At 74.1% G+C, this 19,704-nt stretch carries 14 protein-coding genes and 1 tRNA gene; 6 read left to right on the top strand and 9 right to left on the bottom strand.

Features of this window, described 5'->3' with window-relative positions:
• The first annotated feature begins 108 nt into the window (after window positions 1–108).
• Both sigJ and ACIF6L_RS06230 read left to right on the top strand, forming a co-directional pair.
• A complete protein-coding gene (gene sigJ, locus ACIF6L_RS06235) occupies window positions 109–1,035 on the top strand; it encodes an RNA polymerase sigma factor SigJ (protein ID WP_329487595.1) in 927 nt (308 codons plus the stop codon).
• 109 nt (window positions 1,036–1,144) lie between these two features.
• Window positions 1,145–2,212, top strand: coding sequence for an NAD(P)/FAD-dependent oxidoreductase (locus tag ACIF6L_RS06230; RefSeq protein WP_396487033.1), 1,068 nt, complete (start codon window positions 1,145–1,147; stop codon window positions 2,210–2,212).
• A 171-nt stretch (window positions 2,213–2,383) separates the two neighbouring features.
• Here ACIF6L_RS06230 and lepA read toward each other — a convergent pair whose 3' ends face one another.
• Window positions 2,384–4,252 (bottom strand): translation elongation factor 4, encoded by a 1,869-nt coding sequence (lepA, locus tag ACIF6L_RS06225; RefSeq protein ID WP_352289110.1) that lies wholly within the window; start codon window positions 4,250–4,252, stop codon window positions 2,384–2,386.
• Between the two features lie 320 nt (window positions 4,253–4,572).
• On the opposite strand from lepA, the gene ACIF6L_RS06220 reads away from it, so the two are divergent.
• From ACIF6L_RS06220 to ACIF6L_RS06210, 3 genes are all read left to right on the top strand, one after another.
• Window positions 4,573–4,878 carry an antibiotic biosynthesis monooxygenase gene (locus tag ACIF6L_RS06220; RefSeq protein WP_359837880.1) on the top strand — a complete coding sequence of 102 codons (306 nt, stop codon included), beginning with the start codon at window positions 4,573–4,575 and terminating at the stop codon, window positions 4,876–4,878.
• Window positions 4,879–5,047: 169 nt separating this feature from the next.
• The gene (rpsT, locus tag ACIF6L_RS06215; protein WP_329487599.1) at window positions 5,048–5,314 is read left to right on the top strand and encodes a 30S ribosomal protein S20; all 267 of its coding nucleotides are present in this window, start codon (window positions 5,048–5,050) and stop codon (window positions 5,312–5,314) included.
• Between the two features lie 556 nt (window positions 5,315–5,870).
• Complete coding sequence (locus tag ACIF6L_RS06210) at window positions 5,871–6,731, top strand: hypothetical protein (RefSeq protein ID WP_396487034.1); 861 nt, start codon at window positions 5,871–5,873, stop codon at window positions 6,729–6,731.
• Window positions 6,732–6,876: 145 nt separating this feature from the next.
• On the opposite strand, the gene holA is transcribed toward ACIF6L_RS06210, so the two are convergent.
• Entirely contained in the window at window positions 6,877–7,878 is a 1,002-nt protein-coding gene (gene holA, locus ACIF6L_RS06205) for a DNA polymerase III subunit delta (protein ID WP_329487601.1), read from the bottom strand.
• A 188-nt stretch (window positions 7,879–8,066) separates the two neighbouring features.
• Between holA and ACIF6L_RS06200 the strand changes: the two genes are divergently transcribed.
• Complete coding sequence (locus ACIF6L_RS06200; RefSeq protein ID WP_329487602.1) at window positions 8,067–8,360, top strand: hypothetical protein; 294 nt, start codon at window positions 8,067–8,069, stop codon at window positions 8,358–8,360.
• A 123-nt stretch (window positions 8,361–8,483) separates the two neighbouring features.
• Here the strand turns inward: ACIF6L_RS06200 and ACIF6L_RS06195 are convergent, their stop codons facing one another.
• The 7 genes from ACIF6L_RS06195 to ACIF6L_RS06165 all read right to left on the bottom strand — a co-directional run bounded on the left by ACIF6L_RS06195 (window position 8,484) and on the right by ACIF6L_RS06165 (window position 19,691).
• On the bottom strand, window positions 8,484–10,919 hold the full coding sequence (locus ACIF6L_RS06195) for a ComEC/Rec2 family competence protein (RefSeq protein ID WP_396492490.1): 2,436 nt from the start codon (window positions 10,917–10,919) through the stop codon (window positions 8,484–8,486).
• Window positions 10,920–11,305: 386 nt separating this feature from the next.
• Window positions 11,306–12,313, bottom strand: coding sequence for a helix-hairpin-helix domain-containing protein (locus ACIF6L_RS06190; protein WP_396487036.1), 1,008 nt, complete (start codon window positions 12,311–12,313; stop codon window positions 11,306–11,308).
• A gap of 323 nt (window positions 12,314–12,636) precedes the next feature.
• Window positions 12,637–13,482: a DegV family protein gene (locus ACIF6L_RS06185; protein WP_396487037.1), complete on the bottom strand. Its 846-nt coding sequence runs from the start codon at window positions 13,480–13,482 to the stop codon at window positions 12,637–12,639.
• A gap of 251 nt (window positions 13,483–13,733) precedes the next feature.
• Window positions 13,734–14,513 (bottom strand): hypothetical protein, encoded by a 780-nt coding sequence (locus ACIF6L_RS06180; RefSeq protein WP_396487038.1) that lies wholly within the window; start codon window positions 14,511–14,513, stop codon window positions 13,734–13,736.
• 296 nt (window positions 14,514–14,809) lie between these two features.
• Window positions 14,810–17,707 (bottom strand): leucine--tRNA ligase, encoded by a 2,898-nt coding sequence (gene leuS, locus ACIF6L_RS06175; RefSeq protein WP_380384814.1) that lies wholly within the window; start codon window positions 17,705–17,707, stop codon window positions 14,810–14,812.
• A gap of 208 nt (window positions 17,708–17,915) precedes the next feature.
• Window positions 17,916–19,394 (bottom strand): hypothetical protein, encoded by a 1,479-nt coding sequence (locus ACIF6L_RS06170; protein WP_396487039.1) that lies wholly within the window; start codon window positions 19,392–19,394, stop codon window positions 17,916–17,918.
• 224 nt (window positions 19,395–19,618) lie between these two features.
• Window positions 19,619–19,691 (bottom strand) — tRNA-Ala (locus tag ACIF6L_RS06165).
• Window positions 19,692–19,704: the final 13 nt, after the last annotated feature.

The following is a 19,704-nucleotide window of genomic DNA, read 5'->3' as shown; positions in this document are numbered from 1 at the left end:
TCCCCCTCCGGTGTTCCGCCCACGGGGAGGCCAGGGGGCAGCGTGGCCCCGTCCGGTGGGCGCCCCCTCGAACGCTCCGGCCGCCGCCCGGGCCGCTACGGTGGGCCTGTGAGTGACGACCTGTCGGCCGCTGCCGCCGCACAACCCGACGCCTTCGAGGCCCACCGGCGCTACCTGGGCTCGGTCGCCTACCGGCTGCTCGGCTCGTTCAGCGACGCCGAGGACGTGCTGCAGGAGGCCTGGCTGCGCTGGCGCGGCACCGACCGGTCCGCCGTCGCCGACCCGCGCGCCTTCCTGACCACCGTCGTCACCCGGCTCTGCTACGACCAGCTGGGCTCCGCCCGGGCCCGCCGGGAGGCCTACTTCGGCGAATGGCTGCCCGAACCGGCCGTCTCCTACCAGGACTCCCCCGCCTCCCCGGCCGAGCTCGCCGAACTCGGCGAGTCCGTCTCGCTCGCGGTGCTCGCCGTCCTGGAGCAGCTCACCCCGGCCGAACGCGCCGCCTTCGTGCTGCACGACGTGTTCGCGGTCGGCTTCGACGAGATCGCCGCCTCCCTCGACCGCTCCCCCGACGCCGCCCGCCAGCTCGCCTCCCGGGCCCGGCGCCGGGTCAAGGACGGCGGGCGCCGCGCCACCGCCGACCCGGCCGAGCACCGGCAGGCCGTGGCCGCCTTCGCGGCGGCCAGTACCCGCGGCGACATCGAGGGCCTGCTGGCCGTGCTCGACCCGGACGTGGTCTGGCACTCCGACGGCGGCGGCGTCGTCAGCGCCGGCGCCCGCCCGGTCCTCGGCGCGGACAAGGTCTCCCGCCTGGTGGCCGGCCTGGTCGCGAAGTGGTTCCTGCCGGGCATGAGCCTGGTGCCCGCCCTGGTCAACGACGAGCCGGGGCTGCTCGTCCAGGACGCGGACGGCCGGCCCGGCGGCGTGCTGGCGTTCACCGTCGCCGACGGCCGGATCACCGAGGCCTTCGTGGTGGTCAACCCCGAGAAGCTGACCCGGGTGGCCGACGCCGCCGGCACGCCGACGGACCTGTGACCCGGATCACCGTCACACCCTGACCGGCCGCGTCGTCCCCTTCCCGAACGGACACCGAGAACGTGTCGACAGAACGCTCCGCGGGGGCGTTTCGGAGGAGGCGGACGACATGACCGAGAAGCAGATCGTCGTACTGGGGGCCGGCTACGCGGGGCTGACCGCGGCGACCCGGGCGGGCCGGCACCACCGGGTGACCCTGATCGCCCCGGAGACCCGCTTCCTGCACCGCGTCCGCCAGCACGAGACCGCCGCCGGCCTCCCCGAGCACCGGCCCGCCCTAGCCGAGGTGGTCCGCGGCCGCGGCGTGCGGCACGTCCCGGCCCGGGCCACCGGCCTGGACCTCGCCGCCCGCAAGGTCTTCCTGGACACCGGTGAGGCCCTCCCCTACGACACCCTGGTCTACGCCCTCGGCAGCCGCACCGCCTGGCACGCCGTCCCCGGCGCCGCCGAGCACGCCTACTCCGCCGAGCGGGCCGCCGAACTGGGCGAGCGGCTGCGCACCGCCGGGCGGCCCGGCACCGTCGCCGTGGTCGGCGGCGGCGCCACCGGCATCGAACTGGCCACCGAGATCGCCGAGGCCCACCCCGCCTGGCGGGTGCGGATCGTCGCCGCCGGACAGGTCGGCGGCTGGTTCTCGACCCGCGGCCGGGCCCACGTCCGCACCGTCATGGCCCGGCTCGGGATCGAGGTGCACGAGCGGCACACCGTCACCGGGGTCGACGCCGGGGGCCTCGACACCACCGGCGGCCGGATCGATGCCGACCTGGTCGCCTGGGCCGCCGCCATGGAGCCGCACCCGCTGGCGGCCGAGGCGGGCCTGACCGTCGACCCGGCCGGCCGGGCGGTGGTGGACGGCCACCTGCGCTCCGTCTCGCACCCGGAGGTCCACGTCATCGGCGACGCCGCCGCGGTGACCGTCCCCGGCACCGGCACCCTGCGGATGGGCTGCGCCACCGCCCAGCCGATGGGCCGCTACCTCGGCAAGCTGCTCACCGGGCGCACCGACAAACCCTTCGCGTTCCGCTACGCCGTGCAGTGCCTGAGCCTCGGCCGCCGGGACGGCCTGGTCCAGCTGATCCACGGCGACGACTCGATGCGGCCCTCGGTGCTGACCGGCCGGGCCGGGCGGCTGACCAAGGCCGCCATCGTCAACGGCGTGGTCTGGGCGCTGCGTTGAGAGCCTGAGCCGGGCCGCCGCACCGACCGGCCGCCGTGCGGACAGGCCGACCGTGCGGACAGGCCGACCGTGCGGACAGGCCGACGGGCCCGGGGCGAGACGCCCCGGGCCCGTCGGGCACCGCTGCGGCCGGCCCCGTCGGGCCGGCCGGAAACACCCGGCTCGCGCCGGCTACTTCTTCTCCTTCGGCGCCTCGGCGTCGGTGGACAGCGCGGCGATGAAGGCCTCCTGCGGGACCTCCACGCGGCCGACCATCTTCATCCGCTTCTTGCCTTCCTTCTGCTTCTCCAGCAGCTTGCGCTTGCGCGAGATGTCACCGCCGTAGCACTTGGCGAGAACGTCCTTGCGGATCGCGCGGACCGTCTCACGGGCGATCACCCGGGAGCCGATGGCGGCCTGGATCGGCACCTCGAACTGCTGGCGCGGGATCAGCTTCTGCAGCTTGCCGGCCATCATCACGCCGTAGTTGTAGGCCTTGTCCTTGTGCACGATCGCGGAGAACGCGTCCACCGCGTCGCCGTGCAGCAGGATGTCGACCTTGACCAGCTGGGCGCTCTGCTCGCCGATGGGCTCGTAGTCGAAGGAGCCGTAGCCGCGGGTCTTGGACTTCAACTGGTCGAAGAAGTCGAAGACGATCTCGGCGAGCGGCAGGGTGTAGCGCAGCTCGACGCGGTCCTCGGAGAGGTAGTCCATGCCCTGGAGGTTGCCGCGACGGGCCTGGCAGAGCTCCATGATGGCGCCGACGAACTCGTTCGGCGCCAGGATGGTGCCGCGCACGACCGGCTCGTAGACCTCGGCGAGCTTCCCGGTCGGGAACTCGCTGGGGTTGGTGACGGTGTGCTCGGTGCCGTCCTCCATCACGACGCGGTAGACCACGTTCGGGGCGGTGGAGATCAGGTCGAGGTTGAACTCGCGCTCCAGGCGCTCCCGGATGATCTCCAGGTGCAGCAGGCCGAGGAAGCCGCAGCGGTAGCCGAAGCCGAGGGCGACCGAGGTCTCCGGCTCGTAGACCAGCGCGGCGTCGTTCAGGCGCAGCTTGTCGAGGGCGTCGCGCAGCAGCGGGTAGTCCGAGCCGTCCAGCGGGTACAGGCCGGAGAAGACCATCGGACGCGGGTCCTTGTAGCCGCCCAGCGCCTCGGTCGCACCCTTGTGCATCGAGGTGATGGTGTCACCGACCTTGGACTGCCGGACGTCCTTCACCCCGGTGATGATGTAGCCGACCTCGCCGACGCCCAGGCCGTCGGCGACCTTCGGCTCCGGCGAGATGACGCCGATCTCCAGCAGCTCGTGGGTCGCGCCGGTGGACATCATGGCGATGCGCTCGCGCTTGGTGAGCTGGCCGTCGACGACCCGGACGTAGGTGACCACGCCGCGGTAGGAGTCGTAGACCGAGTCGAAGATCATCGCGCGGGCCGGGGCGTCCTTGACGCCGACCGGGGCCGGGATCTTGTCGACCAGGTGGTCGAGCAGTTCCTCGACGCCGAGACCGGTCTTGGCGCTGACCTTGAGCACGTCGTCCGGGTCGCAGCCGATGATGTGCGCGATCTCGGCGGCGTACTTCTCCGGCTGGGCGGCCGGCAGGTCGATCTTGTTGAGCACCGGGACGATCGTGAGGTCGTTCTCCAGCGCCAGGTACAGGTTGGCGAGGGTCTGCGCCTCGATGCCCTGGGCGGCGTCCACCACGAGGACGGTGCCCTCGCAGGCGGCGAGGGAGCGGGACACCTCGTACGTGAAGTCCACGTGGCCCGGGGTGTCGATCATGTTGAGGATGTGCGTCGAGCCGGCGTTCGGCCCCGTCTTCGGCGCCCATGGGAGGCGGACGGCCTGCGACTTGATGGTGATGCCGCGCTCACGCTCGATGTCCATGCGGTCGAGGTACTGGGCGCGCATCTGCCGCGGGTCGACCACACCGGTGATCTGGAGCATCCGGTCTGCGAGCGTCGACTTGCCGTGGTCGATGTGGGCGATGATGCAGAAGTTGCGGATCAGCGCCGGGTCGGTACGGCTGGGCTCTGGCACATTGCTGGGGGTCGCGGGCACCTTGGTCCGATTCTCCGTTGGTCCGGGGGCCGGGGGCGTCCGGGTCATCGCTGACCGGTTTCCCGGGGACCGGACAGTCGTCCGATCGAAATAGTTCTTCCCATCCTCCCACGACCGCGACGTCCGCCGCCGTTCGGTTCCACCGGGGCCGCGCCGGGGGTGCTCCGGGGGTCGGTGCGCGGGTCCGTCCGGGGTCGGTGCGCGGGTCCGTCCGGGAGTCCGTCCGGGGCTGGTCCGCGGGCCCGTTCAAGTGCCGCCGCGGGGCCCTTGAACGGCCGCCCCTTCCCGCGGCCCGACCAGTCGGGGCAGGATGGTCGTCCATGATCCTGGAAAGCGCCCTCCTCGACGTCGTCCCCGGCCAGGAGGACGCGTTCCTCGCCGCCTTCGCGGAGGCGAAGCCGCTGATCGCGGTCCAGTCCGGCTTCCGCTCCCTCGCGCTGCGCCGCTGCCTCGACGAGGGCCGCGGCGCCAGGTTCCTGCTCCAGGTGGAATGGGAGGCGCTGGAGGACCACACGGAGGGGTTCCGCCGTTCCGCCGAGTACCAGCGGTGGCGCGAGCTGCTGCACCGCTTCTACCGGCCGTTTCCCGAGGTCGAGCACTACGGCGAGCCGGTGCTCCGGGCCTGATCCGGATCCGGCCGGTTTGGGTCGGGCGGTACCCCCCTGGTAGCGTGGGGCGCTGCACCTGGCCCAGGCATGCCCTCTCAGCAGTCCGGCGGCCGCGCGGTGCAACTCTCCCCCAGCCTTCGGCCGGGGGGACCCCAGAACCGTTTACTGACAAGACTGAGGCTCCTTCGTGGCGAACATCAAGTCCCAGATCAAGCGCAACAAGACCAACGAGAAGGCGCGCCTGCGCAACAAGGCCGTCAAGTCCTCGCTGAAGACCGCCCTGCGCAAGGCCCGTGAGGCCGCTGCCGCCGGCGAGACCGAGAAGGCCACCGTGCTGGCCCGCGCCGCCTCCAAGGCGCTGGACAAGGCCGTCAGCAAGGGCGTCATCCACGCCAACCAGGCCGCCAACAAGAAGTCGGCCATCACCAAGCGCGTCAACGCCGTCCAGGCCTGACTCCGCCGGGGCCCACGGCCCCGACCGTCCCAGGACGGACCGGCCCTCTACCCGGTCCCCTGAGGCACGAGCTCAAGACTCGCACCGCACGCGGCCTGCGTTCGCCACGCGGGTGCGGTGCACGAAGATCCACCGGAAGTGCCCGTTGGTAGGCGCTTCCCCCGACTGCCCGCCCGGTCCCCACCGGGCGGGCAGTCGTCGTTTCGGGCCGGGGCTTCCGCTGCGGACGTTCTCGCGCGGATCCCCGTCGCCCGGCGGACCGGCTGCGGGTCCTGCGGCTGCGGCTACTGTCGCTGCGGCTGCGGCTGCGGCTTCTGTCGCTGCGGCTGCGGCTGCGGATCCTGCGGCTTCTGTCGCGTTCTGTGGTCCTGCCACTATGGTCGGTGACGGCAGCTCGGGGGGGCCGCGCTCACGGAAACCGGGCGGGCGGCGGTCGCGTCCCCCTCCCGGGGGGCCACCGCGTTCCGGGTCACCGTTTCGGGCCATCGTTGCGAGTCACGGTTCCGGGGCGGCACCTTCGTGGCAGGCATCTTCGTCGACGCTCAGGGGGGCACCTATGACGACGCCACCGCCGCCACCACCGGCCCAGGGCGGACCGGGGTTCGGCGGCTTCCCGCAGCAGCCACCGCCGCCGGGGACGGCCCCGGGCTTCGGACCTCCGCCCGGACTGCCCGCGTCGCCCGGACTTCCCGCCGCCCCGGGGCCGGCCCCCTCACCCGGTACGGCCCCCGCCGGGGACCCCGGGCCGCGCGAGGGGACGGTCAGGAGGGGCGGAAACCTGCGCCGCAACGCCGTCTGGGCGTTCGTCGGCGCCGTCCTGGCCTCGGCCGCCTGGTCCGGCGCCGTGGCCCTGGTACCGCGGATCGTCGACAGCGGCTCCCCGGCGCAGAGCCTCCACGGCTACCACGCGGTCGACAGGCTCTGCGAGTCGGGCACGCTCACCGCGTTCAAGAAGCAGTACCGCATGGTCGACGACTACCCGCTGCAGCACACCGGCCGGTCCGACTCCATGGACATCATGCGGTGCTACGCGCTGGTCAAACGGGCGGTCAGCGGGAGCGACGTCGCCGACTACGCCACCCTCGACATCCGCGCCGAACTGCACCGGGCGGTCGACTCCGCGCCCGAATTCGCCGCCACCCGAAGCTACTTCGAGCAGCAGAAGTACGAGATCACCGATGTGCCGAACCTCGGCCAGGAGGCCTACTTCGCCTACGGCGACGAGCCGACCAGCTCGGACCAGACCTTCCACGACATCAACCACTACCTACAGGTCCGGGACGGCGGGATGACGTACTCCCTGTCCTGGACGGACAACTACCAGGTCGGGAAGAACACCACGCTGGACCGCGAGACCGTCCGCCGGGCGATGCTCGACGACACCCGGGACATCCTGAAGGCGATCGGGGGCTCGTAAGGGCCGGTCGTGGCGGCCGGGTCGGGAGGGTTTCCCGTGGGGCCGGTCGGGTCGGTCGGGCCGGCCGGGTCGGTCGCAGGGGCTGCTCGTGGCGGCCGGCCGTCCCGGCGGGCGGGCCCGGGTTGCCGGGGCGCCCGTGCCGGGATCAGTAGGAACGGCCCCCGGAGCCGGCGCGCGCGGCCCGGGCGACGGCCACCACGGCCCGCTCCAGCGCGAAGGCGGGGTCGTCGGAGCCTCCCTTGACGGCCGCGTCCGCCTGGGCGATCGCCGTCAGGGCCGTGGCCACGCCGTCGCCCGTCCAGCCGCGCATCTGCTGGCGGACCCGCTCGACCTTCCACGGGGGCATCCCCAGCTCGCGGGCCAGATCGGCCGGGCGCATGTTCCGCCCGGTGGTCGCCAGCCGGCCGATGCTGCGGACCCCGGACGCCAGCGCGTAGGTGATACCGGTCGGCGGCTGCCCGACGGCCAGCGCCCAGCGCAACCGCTCCAGCGCCTCGGCGGCCCGGCCGGTGACCGCGAAGTCCGCCACCTCGAAGCCGGTGGCCTCGGCCCGGCCGCTGTAGTAGCGGGCCACCACCGTCTCGTCGATGGTGCCCTCGACGTCCGAGGTGAGCTGGCTGCACGCGGCCGCCAGCTCGCGGAGGTCACTGCCGAGCGCGTCCAGCAGGGCCTGGCACGCCTCCGGGGTGGCCGACCTGCCGAGCGTGCGGAACTCTCCCCGGACGAAGGCCAGCCGGTCCGACGCCTTCGCCAGCTTCGCGCAGGCGACCTCACGGCCGCCCGCCTTCCGCCCGGCGTCCAGCAGGCCCTTGCCCTTGGCGCCGCCCGCGTGCACCAGCACCACGATCACCTCGTCGGCCGGGGCCTCGATGTACGCCTTGAGCTCCTTGACGGAGTCGGCGGAAAGGTCCTGGGCGGCCCGGACGACGATCACCTTGCGCTCGGCGAACAGCGAGGGCGTGGTCAGCTCGGCGAGGCTGCCGGGCTGCAGGGTGCCGGGTGGGAGGTCCCGCACATCGGTGTCCGGGTCCGCAGCCCTCGCCGCCGCCACCACCTGGGCGACCGCGCGGTCGAGCAGCAGCTCCTCCTGGCCGACCGCGAGGGTCAGCGGGGCGAGCAGGTCGTCGGGTGCACTCTTCCTGGCCATCGCCTACCAGCATCCCATGGGGCGGGGACACTCCCACCCGGAGGAACGACCGGCGGGCGGGGGTGGGCGGGGGCGGGCGGGCCGGGTCCGACGGCCGGAGGGGCGGGGCCGCCGGGGGTGGGCCGGGGTGGGCCCGACCAGTGGGGGGTGTACTCCGAGGCGGGAGGCGCTCCCGGGAGAATGGGCCGGTGACCGAACACCTCACCACCGACCAGCCGGACGACTTCGACCCGAGCGCCCGGCAGCTCCTCGTCCTGCCCGACCGCGATGCCGCCGAGGACGCCACGGAGGAACTCAGCGCCAACCACCCCGACCTCGGCGAACTCGAAATCGTCCGGGACGCCCTCGCCGGCGAGGACGACGCCGAGGACGCCCAGTGGCTGGTGGTCGTGGAACCCCCCGAGGACGGCTGGACCGCGGAGTTGCTCCGCGCCCTGGACGCCGTCGCCGCCGAGCACGAGGGGTGGCGCGAGGAGGGCTGATCCGTCGGCCCCGCCATGTCCTCCGGGGCCCGCCCCACCCCCCACCCCCCACCCCCACCCCCGCTCCCCCTCCCCGCCCTCTCCACCTCCTCCCTGTGGAGAGGGCGGGTTGAGCGAGAGGGCTCACCCCGGCGGGCCGCGCGGCCCGCCGGCCGGGTGCCGACCGCGCGACGCGGCCGCACCGTGGCGGGTCTGCCCGCCGTGCGGGTGCACGGACGCCCCCAGACGAGCCGGGGTGTCGCCCGTCACCGCGATGTCCCCAGCGGTATCGGTGCGCAATACCGTGGCACCGAGGGCACGCAGCCGCTCCACCGTCCGCACGGACGGATGCCCGTACGGATTCCCCTCGCCACACGAGATCAACGCCAGCCTGGGCCTCAACGCGGCCGCGAGCTCCCAGTCCTGGTGCGCCGACCCGTGGTGGGCCACCTTCAGCACATCCACCCGGACACCACGGCCCCACCGCGCCGACAGCGCGGCCTGCGCGGGCGGTTCGAGATCGCCCAACAGAGCCAGCCGCACACCGTCCGCCACCGTCACCAGCAGCACCACACTCGCGTTGTTGGCCCCGGCGGCCTCCGCCGGAAGCACGGCATCGGGCCACACCACCTCCCATGACAGCCCCGGTCCGGCCGACCGGCGCTCGCCTGTCCGCGCGCGCACCAGTGGCACTCCGGCCGCAGCCGCCCACCCCGACACCCGGGCGGCCTCGCCCGGCGGCTCACCCAGGACCGTCCCCTCGATCGCGCCCACCGAACGCCCCCGCAACACCCCGGGCACACCCTCCACGTGGTCCGCGTGGAAGTGCGTCACCACCAGCAACGGCACCCGGGTGATCCCGAGGTCGCGCAGACAGCGGTCCGCCGCACGCGGATCCGGCCCGGCGTCCACCACCACCGCGCTCCCCGGCGCCCCGCCGCCAGCGGTGACCGGCAGCACCACCATGTCCCCCTGACCCACGTCGCACATGACCAGCCGCCAGCCCGGTGGCGGCCAGCCGGTCGCGAGCCGGGTGAGCAGGGGTGGCCGCACCAGCACGGCCAGCAGGACCAGGAGGAGCAGGCCCGCCACCAGCGGCCGGGCCCAGCCGCCCCTGACGCGCAGACCGACCGCTGCGGCGCGTCCGGGTGCCAGGAGAGGGACCGTCCAGCACACCGCCACCGTCGCCAGGGCCAGCGTCACCGTGCCGAGCAGCCCGCCGGGCCAGGAGATCTGAGCGCCCGGCAGCTCCGCCCCATGCCGGGCCACCGCCGCGAGCCAGCCCACCGGGAGCCCGGCCGGCTCCGCGAGCAGCCGGGCCAGGGCCGGCGAGAGCGGCTCCAGGACGAGCACCGCGAAGCCGAGCAGAGTCGCCGGAGCCACCGCCAGCTCGGCCAGCAGGTTGCACGGCACCGCGACCAGGCTGATGTGTCCGGACAGCACGACCGTCACGGGCGCGCAGAGCGCCTGGGCCGCTGCCGTCGCGGCGACGGCGCCCGCCAGGTGGTGCGGCCAGCCCCGCGCCCTCAGGCGCTGCGCCCAGTGCGGGCCGACCACCAGCAGACCGGTGGTGGCGAGCACGGAGAGCAGGAAGCCGAACGACCGGGCGAGGTAGGGGTCGAGGAGCACCAGGAGCAACGCCGTACCGGCTAGGGCGGGCACCGCCTGCCGGGGTCGGCCGGTGGCGAGCGCGAGCAGTCCGATCAGCCCCGTACCGGCGGCCCGCAACACGCTGGGTTCCGGTCGGCAGACGGTCACGAACGCCAGCGTGACGACTGTGCCGAGCAGCGCGGTGGTGCGCAGCGGGATACCGAACGCGGCGGCCAGGCCACGTCGTTCGGCTGTACCGGCACGACTGGGGGCACCGAGCAGGACACCCAGCAGGATCGCGAGGTTGGCCCCGCTGACCGCGACCAGATGCGCCATGTCGGTGGCCCGGAAGGCGTCCAGGAGGTCCCCGGGCAGGCGTGAGGTGTCACCGACCACCAAGGCCGGGAGCAACCCCCGTGCGTCCGGCGGCAGATCGTCACTTGCCGCCCGCAGCCCCGCCCGCAACCGGCCGGCGACCCGTTGCGGCAGGCTGGGCGGCGCGAGCTCCCGTGGCGGCCCGTGGGCGATCAACAGCGCGGCCGACTCGTCGTCGTAGCCCTCCCCCGCCGGGCGGACGTCCGCTTCCACGGCGACACGGGCCGACGGGAGCAGCCGTTGCCACGCGCCGATCTCCGGCCCTCGCGCCATCACCGTCACCGGCGTCCGCGTCCTGGTCACCGTCTCGGTGCCGACCGGCGGGCCGCCCGCGCCGTCGCCCGGGGCCGGAGCCGCCGGCTCGAAGCCCGCCGGGACGGTGACCCGCTCCACCACCGCGTCCACGGTGAGGACGGTCTGCCCGGCAGCCGTTCCCCTGGTGCGGGAGGTGTGGGCTCTCGGGTCGGCGGTGATGGTCAGTTCGACGCCCACCTCCGGCGCGGCGGCGCCGGCCCGGGCCAGCCCGGGCAGCGGCCCCCGATGGAGGTCGGCGGTGTGCAGCAGGGTCGCGGCGGCGGCCGCCGCACCGGTGAGCAGCACGGCGGCCAGCGTCATGGCGGCGCCGCGACGCCGCCGCACTCCCGGGCGGGCGAGCAGGAGGACGGCGAACAGGACGGCCGTGCCGGCGGCCGAGGACAGCAAGAGGCCGTGTCCGGGGCCCAGCCCGAGAACACCCGCCGTGACCACCCAGGCCGCGACGGCGGGGAGGAGTAGGCGAAGATCGCCGGGAGGCCGGTGCGGCCCGACGGCGTCTGTGGTGGCAGTGGCGGCGATGACGGCACCTCCTTCCGGGGAGTGACCGACGGGTCGATGGGCAGCCGGGTCGACGGGAGGACAGGTCGATGGGCAGACGGGTCGCACGGCTCCGTGCGTCGGGCGAGCCGGAAGCAGGAGCACCGACCGGAACCGTCACCGGGCGGGTGCGGGCGCGTACGGGCGGGTCAGAGCGTGAGCATCGGTCTGAGCTCCGCGTAGGTGCGTTCGCCGATGCCGCTGACCTGCCGGAGCTGGTCGAGCGAGCGGAACGATCCGTGCGACGCGCGGAAGGCGATGATGCGCTGTGCCAGCGTCGGACCGACTCCCGGGAGCGTGTCGAGCTGTTCGAGGGTGGCGTGGTTCAGACTGACCGGCTGTTTCGGCACGGCGCCCGTGGCCGGCCCGCCCACGGCCTGCGCCGCGCCATCCGGTTCGCCGACGAGGATCTGCTCACCGTCCGTCAGCACCCGGGCCAGGTTGAGGCCCTTGGTCTCCGTCTCGGGCAGCGGCCCGCCGGCCACGCGCAACGCGTCCGCCACCCGGGAGCCGCCGGGCAGCGTGTGGACACCGGGTGCGTGCACCCGCCCCCCGATGTCGACCACGACGACAGTGCGCGCCTCGGCGTCTCCCGGAGCTGCTGGGACGGGGCCGGCGGAGGCCTCCGGTGTGCTCGGGGGCGATGCCCCCGGCTCGGCCGGCGCGACCGCCGGCGCTGGCACCGCCACCGCCGGCACCGCGACCGGCTGGGGCCGCGCCAGCCAGAAGTGCTGGACGCCGTAGCCCACGGCGAGCAGTAGCAGGACGACCAGCCCCGACACGGCCCGCCGGTCGAGCATCACCGCAGGACCGAAGCGAAATCGCGCGCGACCCGGGTCGGCAGACCCGTCATCGTCGGACGGCACACCGTAGGGCGGCACACCGTCAAACCCCGCGCCACCAGCGGGTCCATCGACCGCCGCACTCGGCACGTCACCCGACCCGCCGCCCGACCCGCCCCCGAGGGGCGAGCCCCCGGGCGGCCCGGTGGCCGACGGCTCCGCCGCACCGGCGGCTCCCCCGGCCACCCTCGCGGCCGATGCCTCGGCGGCCCCTTCAGCGCCTCCCCCGGCCGCCGGCAGCAGCGCTGCCAGCCGACGCCGCGCCGTCTCCCCGACCCGCTGGCGCTTCACCGCGCCGATGTTCATGCTCGTCATGCGGAGCACGCTAGGAGCCGTCCGCCGTCGATGGGAGAATCGGCGAAACCCTGTGGAAAACTCCGGGGTTGTGGACAACTCGTGTCGCTCGCACGAGTGATCAGCAGTCGTCGGAGTTGACTTCCCGCCTGGCAGAGGTCCTCACGAGGCCCGTCTCAGCCCCCGTCCGGAGGCGCCTTCACGCACCGCGGCTTCAACGCACCGCGGCTTCACGCCCCTCAGGGTTCACCACCCCGGCTTCACGCCCCTCAGGGTTCACCACCCCGGCTTCACGCCCCTCAGGGTTCACCACCCCGGCTTCACGCACCCCGGCTTCACGGGCCTCAGCGCGGCGAGACCACCACTGCCAGCAGCCCCGGTCCGACATGCGCACCGATCACCGCGCCCACCTCGCCCACGTACAGGTCGCGCAGCCCGGGGATCCGCCCCCGCAGCCGCTCCGCGAGCGGCTCGACCCGCTCCTCCGCCGCCAGGTGGTGGACGGCGATGTCGACCACCCGCTCCCCCGCCTGCTCGACCGCGATCTCCTCCAGCCGCGCGATCGCCCGCGACGCCGTCCGGACCTTCTCCAGCGGCTCGATCCGCCCGCCGTCCAGGTGCAGCAGCGGCTTCACCGCCAGCGCCGACCCGAGCAGCGCCCGGGCCGCCCCGATCCGGCCGCCCCGACGCAGGTGCTCCAGGGTGTCCACGTAGAAGAATCCGCTGGTCACCGCCGTCCGCGCGGTCACAGCGGCGACCACCTCGTCCAGTTCCCGCCCCGCCTCGATCGCCTCGGCCGCCGCCAGTACGCCGTATCCGAGGGCCATGCCGACCAGCCGGCTGTCCACCACACGCACCGGGACGGGCGCCTCGGCGGCCGCCAGCCGGGCCGCCTCCGCCGTCCCGGACAGCTCGGCGGAGATGTGCACCGAGACGATGCCCTTCGCGCCGGCCTCGGCGGCGGCCCGGTAGGCGGCGGCGAAGGCCTCGGGGCTCGGCCGGGAGGTCGTCACCCGCTGCTTGCCGCGCAGCGCCTCGGCGACGTCCTTGGGCGAGATCTCCACGCCCTCGGCGAGGACGGTGTCACCGACCGCGACGCTCAGCGGCACCACCGCGATCTCGTGACGGTCGACGGCCTGCTGGGGCAGATAAGCCGTGGAATCGGTGACAAGTGCGAGGTCGGCGGGCATGAGGCGGAGGTTACTCCGCGTCCGGCCAGGAGGACAGCGCCCGAACCGGGCCTGCCCCGGCCCGCCCGCCCGCCGTCCGGCCCCGGCCCCGGCGCCGGAACCGGGCGAAGCGCCGGGCGGCCCCGGCACCGGCACCGGGCGGGCGCCAGGGACAGCCGGTCGGTGCGCCGGGCACGGCGACCCCACCCGAGCCGTCCGGGAGAGGTCGAGTCTTCCGGGATGTGGCGGGGCCGGAGGAGCGGGACGTCCGGTCAGCCCGCCGTCGGCCCGGCCGACGGCTTCCGCAGCCGGTCCGCCAGCCGCGACAGCGGGTCGTTCAGCCCCAGCAGTTCCTCGGCGCTCGGGCGCCCCTTCCCGTCCGTCAGCCCGGCCCGACCCGCCGCCGCCCCGCCAGCACCAGCACCAGCCGACCCACCGGAACCGACTCCCGTGCCGAAGCCCGCCCCCGTACCCGACCCGGAATCCGACCCCGCCCCCGAGTGGTCCCAGTGCCGCAACGCCCCCGCCTCGCTCTCGCACTCCTGGCTGAGCCGCCGGAGCTCGTCGTCGGCGAAGCGGTGCATCCGGTCCTGGGCCGCCCAGCGCATGGTCTCGGCGGAGTGGGTGATCCGTTCGGCGCGCTCCCGCAGCTCGGGCAGCTTGGCCGCGATCCGGCCCGGGTCCGGCTCACGCTCCAGGATCCGCAGCTCAGCGTCCAGCTCGGCCGCGTGGGTGTCCAGCCGCCGCAGCAGGGCGAGTGCCTCACCGAGCTGGCCGTCCTGCACCAGACCGCTCTCCAGGACCTGGCGCGTGCCGTCCAGGGAGGTCCGCAGCCCCAGCCGGACGGCGGAGATCTGGCCCTGCGGGCCGGGCTTGGCGTAGGTCTTCGCCTTGAGGGTCACGTTCTCGACCGCGCGCCGGGCGTTGGCCTCGTGCCGCTCCACCTTCGTGGCGACCGCCCTCGCCGCCTTGACGGTCCCGACCACCACCAGCACCAGCATCGCGAGGCCGAAGAGCAGGGCCAGACCGACCATCACGCCGAGCGCGTCCATCACGAGCCACCTTCCGTCCGCCGAACCGGCCCCCACCGGGCCCAACGCGGGCCGGCCCACCGTGGGTTCCACGGTAGCCGCCCGACCCGTGCCGGGGGCAGGTCGAACGGGCCCGGGCTCCGGAGATCAGGGACAGATGGGGGATCTCCCCGAGGCGGGCCCGGCCTCGGGCAACGCATCCCGCCCCCACCTGCCTCCACCCACACCCGGCGAACCACCGCCCCGGGAACGCCGAGGGCGGGCGCCCCGAAGGACACCCGCCCCGGCCGTCAACGACCCACGGCGACCACCGGCAGTCAGCCGGTGACGATGTTCACCAGCTTCGGCGCCCGCGCGATCACCTTGCGCACCGGCGCGTCCCCGATCGCCGCGACGACGGCCGGATCGGCCAGCGCCAGCGCCTCCAGCTCGGCGTCGGAGATCGACGGCGCGACCTCCAGCCGGGCCTTGACCTTGCCCTTGATCTGCACGACGCAGGTGACCGCCTCGTCCACCACGTACGCCGGGTCGGCGACGGGGTAGTCGGTGTGGGCCAGCGAGTCGCCGTGGCCCAGTCGGCGCCACAGCTCCTCCGCGATGTGCGGGGCCAGCGGGGCGACCAGCAGGACCAGCCGCTCGGCGACCGGTCGCGGCGTGGAGCCGCGCTTCACCAGGAAGTTGTTCAGCTCGATCGCCTTGGCCACGGCCGTGTTGAAGCGCAGCGCGGCCATGTCGCCGCGGATGCCGTCGATGGCCTTGTGCAGCGCGCGCAGCGTCGCCTCGTCCGGCTCCTCGTCGGTGACGACCAGCTCGCCGGTGGCCTCGGAGACGATGTTGCGCCACAGCCGCTGCAGGAAGCGGTACGAGCCGACCACCGCGCGGGTGTCCCACGGGCGGGAGACGTCCAGCGGGCCCATCGACATCTCGTACAGGCGCAGCGTGTCGGCGCCGTACTCGTCGGCGATCTCGTCCGGGGCGACGGCGTTCTTCAGGGACTTGCCCATCTTGCCGGCCTCGCGCTTGACCGGCTCGCCCTGCCAGAAGTAGCCGCCGTCGCGCTCCTCGACCTCGGTGGCGGGCACCGGGAAGCCGCGCTCGTCGCGGTAGACGTCGGCGGTGATCATGCCCTGGTTGAACAGCTTGTGGAACGGCTCGACCGAGGAGACGTGGCCCAGGTCGTGCAGGACCTTGTGCCAGAACCGCGCGTACAGCAGGTGCAGCACGGCGTGCTCGGCACCGCCGACGTACAGGTCGGCGCCGCCGCCGGGCTTCTCGGCGGTCGGGCCCAGCCAGTACTGCTCGTTGGCCGGGTCGACGACCCGCGCGCCGTTCGACGGGTCGATGTAGCGCAGCTCGTACCAGCAGGAACCGGCCCAGTTGGGCATGGTGTTGGTCTCGCGGCGGTACTTCTTCGGCCCGTCGCCCAGGTCCAGCTCGACGTTGACCCAGTCCTCGTTGCGCGACAGCGGCGTCTTCGGGGAGGAGGTCGAGTCGAACGGGTCGTAGGTGTGCGGCGAGTAGTCGTCCACCTCGGGGACCTCGACCGGCAGCATCGACTCGGGCAGCGCGTGCATCACGCCGTCCTCGTCGTAGACGATCGGGAAGGGCTCGCCCCAGTACCGCTGGCGGCTGAACAGCCAGTCGCGCAGGCGGTAGTTGACGGTGCCCTCGCCGATGCCGCGCTCGGCCAGCCAGGCGGTGACGGCGGCCTTGCCGTCGGCGACGCTCAGACCGTCCAGCGAGATGCCGTTCTCGGTGCCCTCGGCGTGGGCCGAGTTGACGATGACGGAGTCGTACGTGCTGAAGGCGTCGTCCCAGGTGTGCGGGTCCTCGTCGCGGCCGTCGGTCGGCTTGACGACGCAGCGCATCGGCAGCTCGAAGGCCCGGGCGAACGCGAAGTCGCGGTGGTCGTGGGCCGGGACGGCCATGATCGCGCCGGTGCCGTAGCCCATCAGCACGTAGTCGGCGACGAAGACCGGGACGGGCTCGCCGCTGACCGGGTTGACCGCGTAGGCGCCGGTGAAGACACCGGTCTTGACCTTGGCCTCGACCTGGCGCTCCACGTCGGACTTGGCAGCGGCACTCGCGCGGTAGGCGGCGACGGCCTCGGCCGGGGTGGCGGCGCCGCCGGTCCACTCGTCACGGGTGCCGGCGGGCCAGGCGGCCGGCACGATCGAGTCGACCAGGTCGTGCTCGGGGGCCAGCACCATGTAGGTGGCGCCGAACAGGGTGTCGGGGCGGGTGGTGAAGACGGTGATCTTCCGGTCGCCGGGGGCCGCGAAGTCGACCCGGGCGCCTTCCGAGCGGCCGATCCAGTTGCGCTGCTGCAGCTTGATGGCCTCGGGCCAGTCCAGCAGGTCCAGGTCGGAGATCAGCCGGTCCGAGTAGGCGGTGATCCGCATCATCCACTGGCGCAGGTTCGACTTGAACACCGGGAAGTTGCCGCGCTCGGAGCGGCCGTCCGCGGTGACCTCCTCGTTGGCCAGCACGGTGCCCAGCCCGGGGCACCAGTTGACCGGCACCTCCTTGGAGTACGCCAGCCGGTAGTCGCCCAGCAGTTCGTCGCGCTCGGCGGCGGACAGCTCCGACCACGCGCGGCCGCCGGGGACCTCGCGCGAGCCGTCCGCGAAGCCGGCGATCAGCTCGGCGATCGGGCGGGCCCGGCCGGCCTCCTCGTCGTACCAGGAGTTGAAGATCTGCAGGAAGATCCACTGGGTCCAGCGGTAGTACTCCGGGTCGATCGTGGAGATCGAGCGACGCGGGTCGTGGCCCAGGCCCAGCCGGCGCAGCTGCTGGCGCATGTTGGCGATGTTGGCCTCGGTGGAGACCCGCGGGTGGGTACCGGTCTGCACCGCGTACTGCTCGGCGGGCAGGCCGAACGCGTCGTAGCCCAGCGTGTGCAGCACGTTGTGGCCGGTCATCCGCTGGTAGCGGGCGAAGACGTCGGTGGCGATGTAGCCCAGCGGGTGGCCGACGTGCAGGCCCGCGCCGGAGGGGTACGGGAACATGTCCATGATGAAGCTGTGCGGCTTCGCGGAGACGTCCCCGGCGCTCGGGTCGGCCAGGTCACCGGCCGGGTTGGGGGCGCTGAACGTGCCCTCCTTCTCCCAGATGTCCTGCCAGCGGGACTCGATCTCCGCTGCCAGGGTGGCGCTGTACCGGAACGGCTCGGTCGCGGCCTCGGCCGCGCCGGAAGCAGGGGTCGTCTCGCTCATGGTCCTTCAGGCTCCATCGATGTCAGTGGGCGAACCGGGCACAGGGCCGGGCGCGGCACGAAAGGCGGCGGAAAACAAAAAAGCCCCTCGCAGGAGGGGGTGCCACGCCGACTCCGGCACCCGCCCTGGGGCGCGGCCGGTCCTGGTCAGCGCGGCCGGCTAAGGAGCAGGCGCACGGTTCGCATGGGCTCAGGGTACCGCAAGGGGCTCAGGCCTCCTCCGGAGATATCGACCGCGAGGCCGCGTCGAAGTCGCGCAGCGCGCGGGCCACCCGTTCGGACTGCATGCCCGCGGCCAGGGCGCGTGCCCGCTCGGCCGTGTCGGCGGCCTCCCGGAGGGAGCCGGTGCGGCGCTGGGAGTCCGCCAGCCGGACCATAAGCAGGGCCCTGGCCCGCGCGCGGCCGGGGCCGAGCCCGGCCACCGCCTCGGTGAGCAGGGCCTGGGCGCCGCGGTGGTCGCCGAGGAACAGGTGGCCCTCCCCCACCATCCCCGCGAGGTCCGCCCGGGCCTGCGCCACATCCGGCCCGGCACCCGCGCCGGAAGCCGCACCTTGCCCCGCACAAGCACAAGCACAAGCAGACGCACCGGCACCAGCACCGGCACCCGCACCGGCACCCGCACTGGCACCGGCACCCGCACCCGCACCCGCACCCGCACCCGCACCCGCACCCGCACCGGCAGAAGCACCCGCACCCGCCGCGGCGTCCAGCTCCGCGAACGCCCGCCCGGCCACCGCCGCCAGCTCCTCCGGCTCGCCGCGCCGCCCGTACGCCCGGGCCATCCGGCCGAGCTGCAGGGCCCGGTCGACCGGCCCGAGCGCGTCACCCGCCGTCTCCAGCACCCCGGCGAGCACGGTGACCGCGTCCAGCCCGCGCCCTCCCCCGCCCTGGGTGGCCAGCACCACCAGGCAGCCCACCACGCCCACCCCGAGCCGCAGGTCCCCGCTGAGGTGGGCGGCGCGCAGCGCGGCCACGAACGCCCGCTGGGCGGCCGCCTCGTGCCCCAGGTCGTACGCGGCCCAGCCCGCCAGCCGGGCCAGCCGACTGGCCGTGCCGTACAGCACGCGACCCAACTCCTCGTCGTAACCGCCGAGTTCCAGCAGCTTCGCGACCATGGCCAGCTCGGCCCGGGTCGGCCCGAGCACCAGGCCGCCGCCGCAGGCCCGCTCCAGCCGCAGCTTGCTCCGGTAGGAGAGCCGGAGCTCTCCGACCAGCGCGGGGTCGATCCGCAGCGCGCCCTCCCCGCCGCCGACCGGGGGCGGGGCGGTGGCCAGCCGGTCGGCGGCCTGGTCGAGGTCGGCGCCGCGGAACAGGTCGGTGAGACGGACCGGGCCGGCGTCGGTGGCCGCCTCGCGCAACGCGGTCTGGGCGGTGTCGGCCGTCCAGGGGTCGGTGAGCAGCCGCGGCGAGAGGATCTTGGCCCCCCGGTTGCCGCCCATCCGGCCCCAGAGCTGCTCGTAGGTGACGGCGATGCCGAGGGCGCGGCCGAGCACCTCGCAGACCGTCTGGTCGTGCGGGCTTCGCGGGACCATGCCCCGGTCGCGCCACTTGTACGGGGCGGTGGAGCTGATCGCCAGGCCGGGCGGCAGGGTGAGGTTCACCTCGCGGGCCAGGCGCTCCGGGTTCCAGCCGAGCTGGTGCAGTATCCGGGCCAGCTCCTCGTTGCGCCTGCGCTCCAGATCGGCCATGGGACGACGGTAGCGGTCCGGCGGGGCCGGCTGCCGAGCCGTTCGGAAAACCCCGGACCGCCGGGGCCGCGAGCGCCCCCGAACCCGACGGAGGGATCCCGGGCCGCGAGAACGCACCCCGGACGCCGCGGAAAGCACCCCCGGGCGCCCCGGAAACGCGGCCAGCGCGCCCCGGAAAACACCGAGGGCCGCCTCCCGGAACGGGAGGCGGCCCTCGACTGCTGTGGAGCTACGGGGAATTGAACCCCGGACCTCTTGCATGCCATGCAAGCGCTCTACCAACTGAGCTACAGCCCCTTGACCTGCTGCG

The sequence above is a fragment of the Kitasatospora sp. NPDC086009 genome (assembly GCF_044540385.1).
Classification (GTDB): domain Bacteria; phylum Actinomycetota; class Actinomycetes; order Streptomycetales; family Streptomycetaceae; genus Kitasatospora.
Note: the sequence above shows the minus strand (reverse complement) of the source record. Positions and strands in the feature narration are given on the sequence as shown.

Coding starts and splice junctions, on each gene's coding strand:
- ACIF6L_RS06210 (WP_396487034.1), top strand. CDS start 5,871: ATGACGACGCCACCGCCGCCACCACCGGCCCAGGGCGGACCGGGGTTC.
- ACIF6L_RS06190 (WP_396487036.1), bottom strand. CDS start 12,313: ATGACGAGCATGAACATCGGCGCGGTGAAGCGCCAGCGGGTCGGGGAG.
- holA (WP_329487601.1), bottom strand. CDS start 7,878: ATGGCCAGGAAGAGTGCACCCGACGACCTGCTCGCCCCGCTGACCCTC.
- ACIF6L_RS06195 (WP_396492490.1), bottom strand. CDS start 10,919: ATGACGCTGGCCGCCGTGCTGCTCACCGGTGCGGCGGCCGCCGCCGCG.
- ACIF6L_RS06220 (WP_359837880.1), top strand. CDS start 4,573: ATGATCCTGGAAAGCGCCCTCCTCGACGTCGTCCCCGGCCAGGAGGAC.
- ACIF6L_RS06180 (WP_396487038.1), bottom strand. CDS start 14,513: ATGGACGCGCTCGGCGTGATGGTCGGTCTGGCCCTGCTCTTCGGCCTC.
- leuS (WP_380384814.1), bottom strand. CDS start 17,707: ATGAGCGAGACGACCCCTGCTTCCGGCGCGGCCGAGGCCGCGACCGAG.
- ACIF6L_RS06185 (WP_396487037.1), bottom strand. CDS start 13,482: ATGCCCGCCGACCTCGCACTTGTCACCGATTCCACGGCTTATCTGCCC.
- ACIF6L_RS06230 (WP_396487033.1), top strand. CDS start 1,145: ATGACCGAGAAGCAGATCGTCGTACTGGGGGCCGGCTACGCGGGGCTG.
- ACIF6L_RS06170 (WP_396487039.1), bottom strand. CDS start 19,394: ATGGCCGATCTGGAGCGCAGGCGCAACGAGGAGCTGGCCCGGATACTG.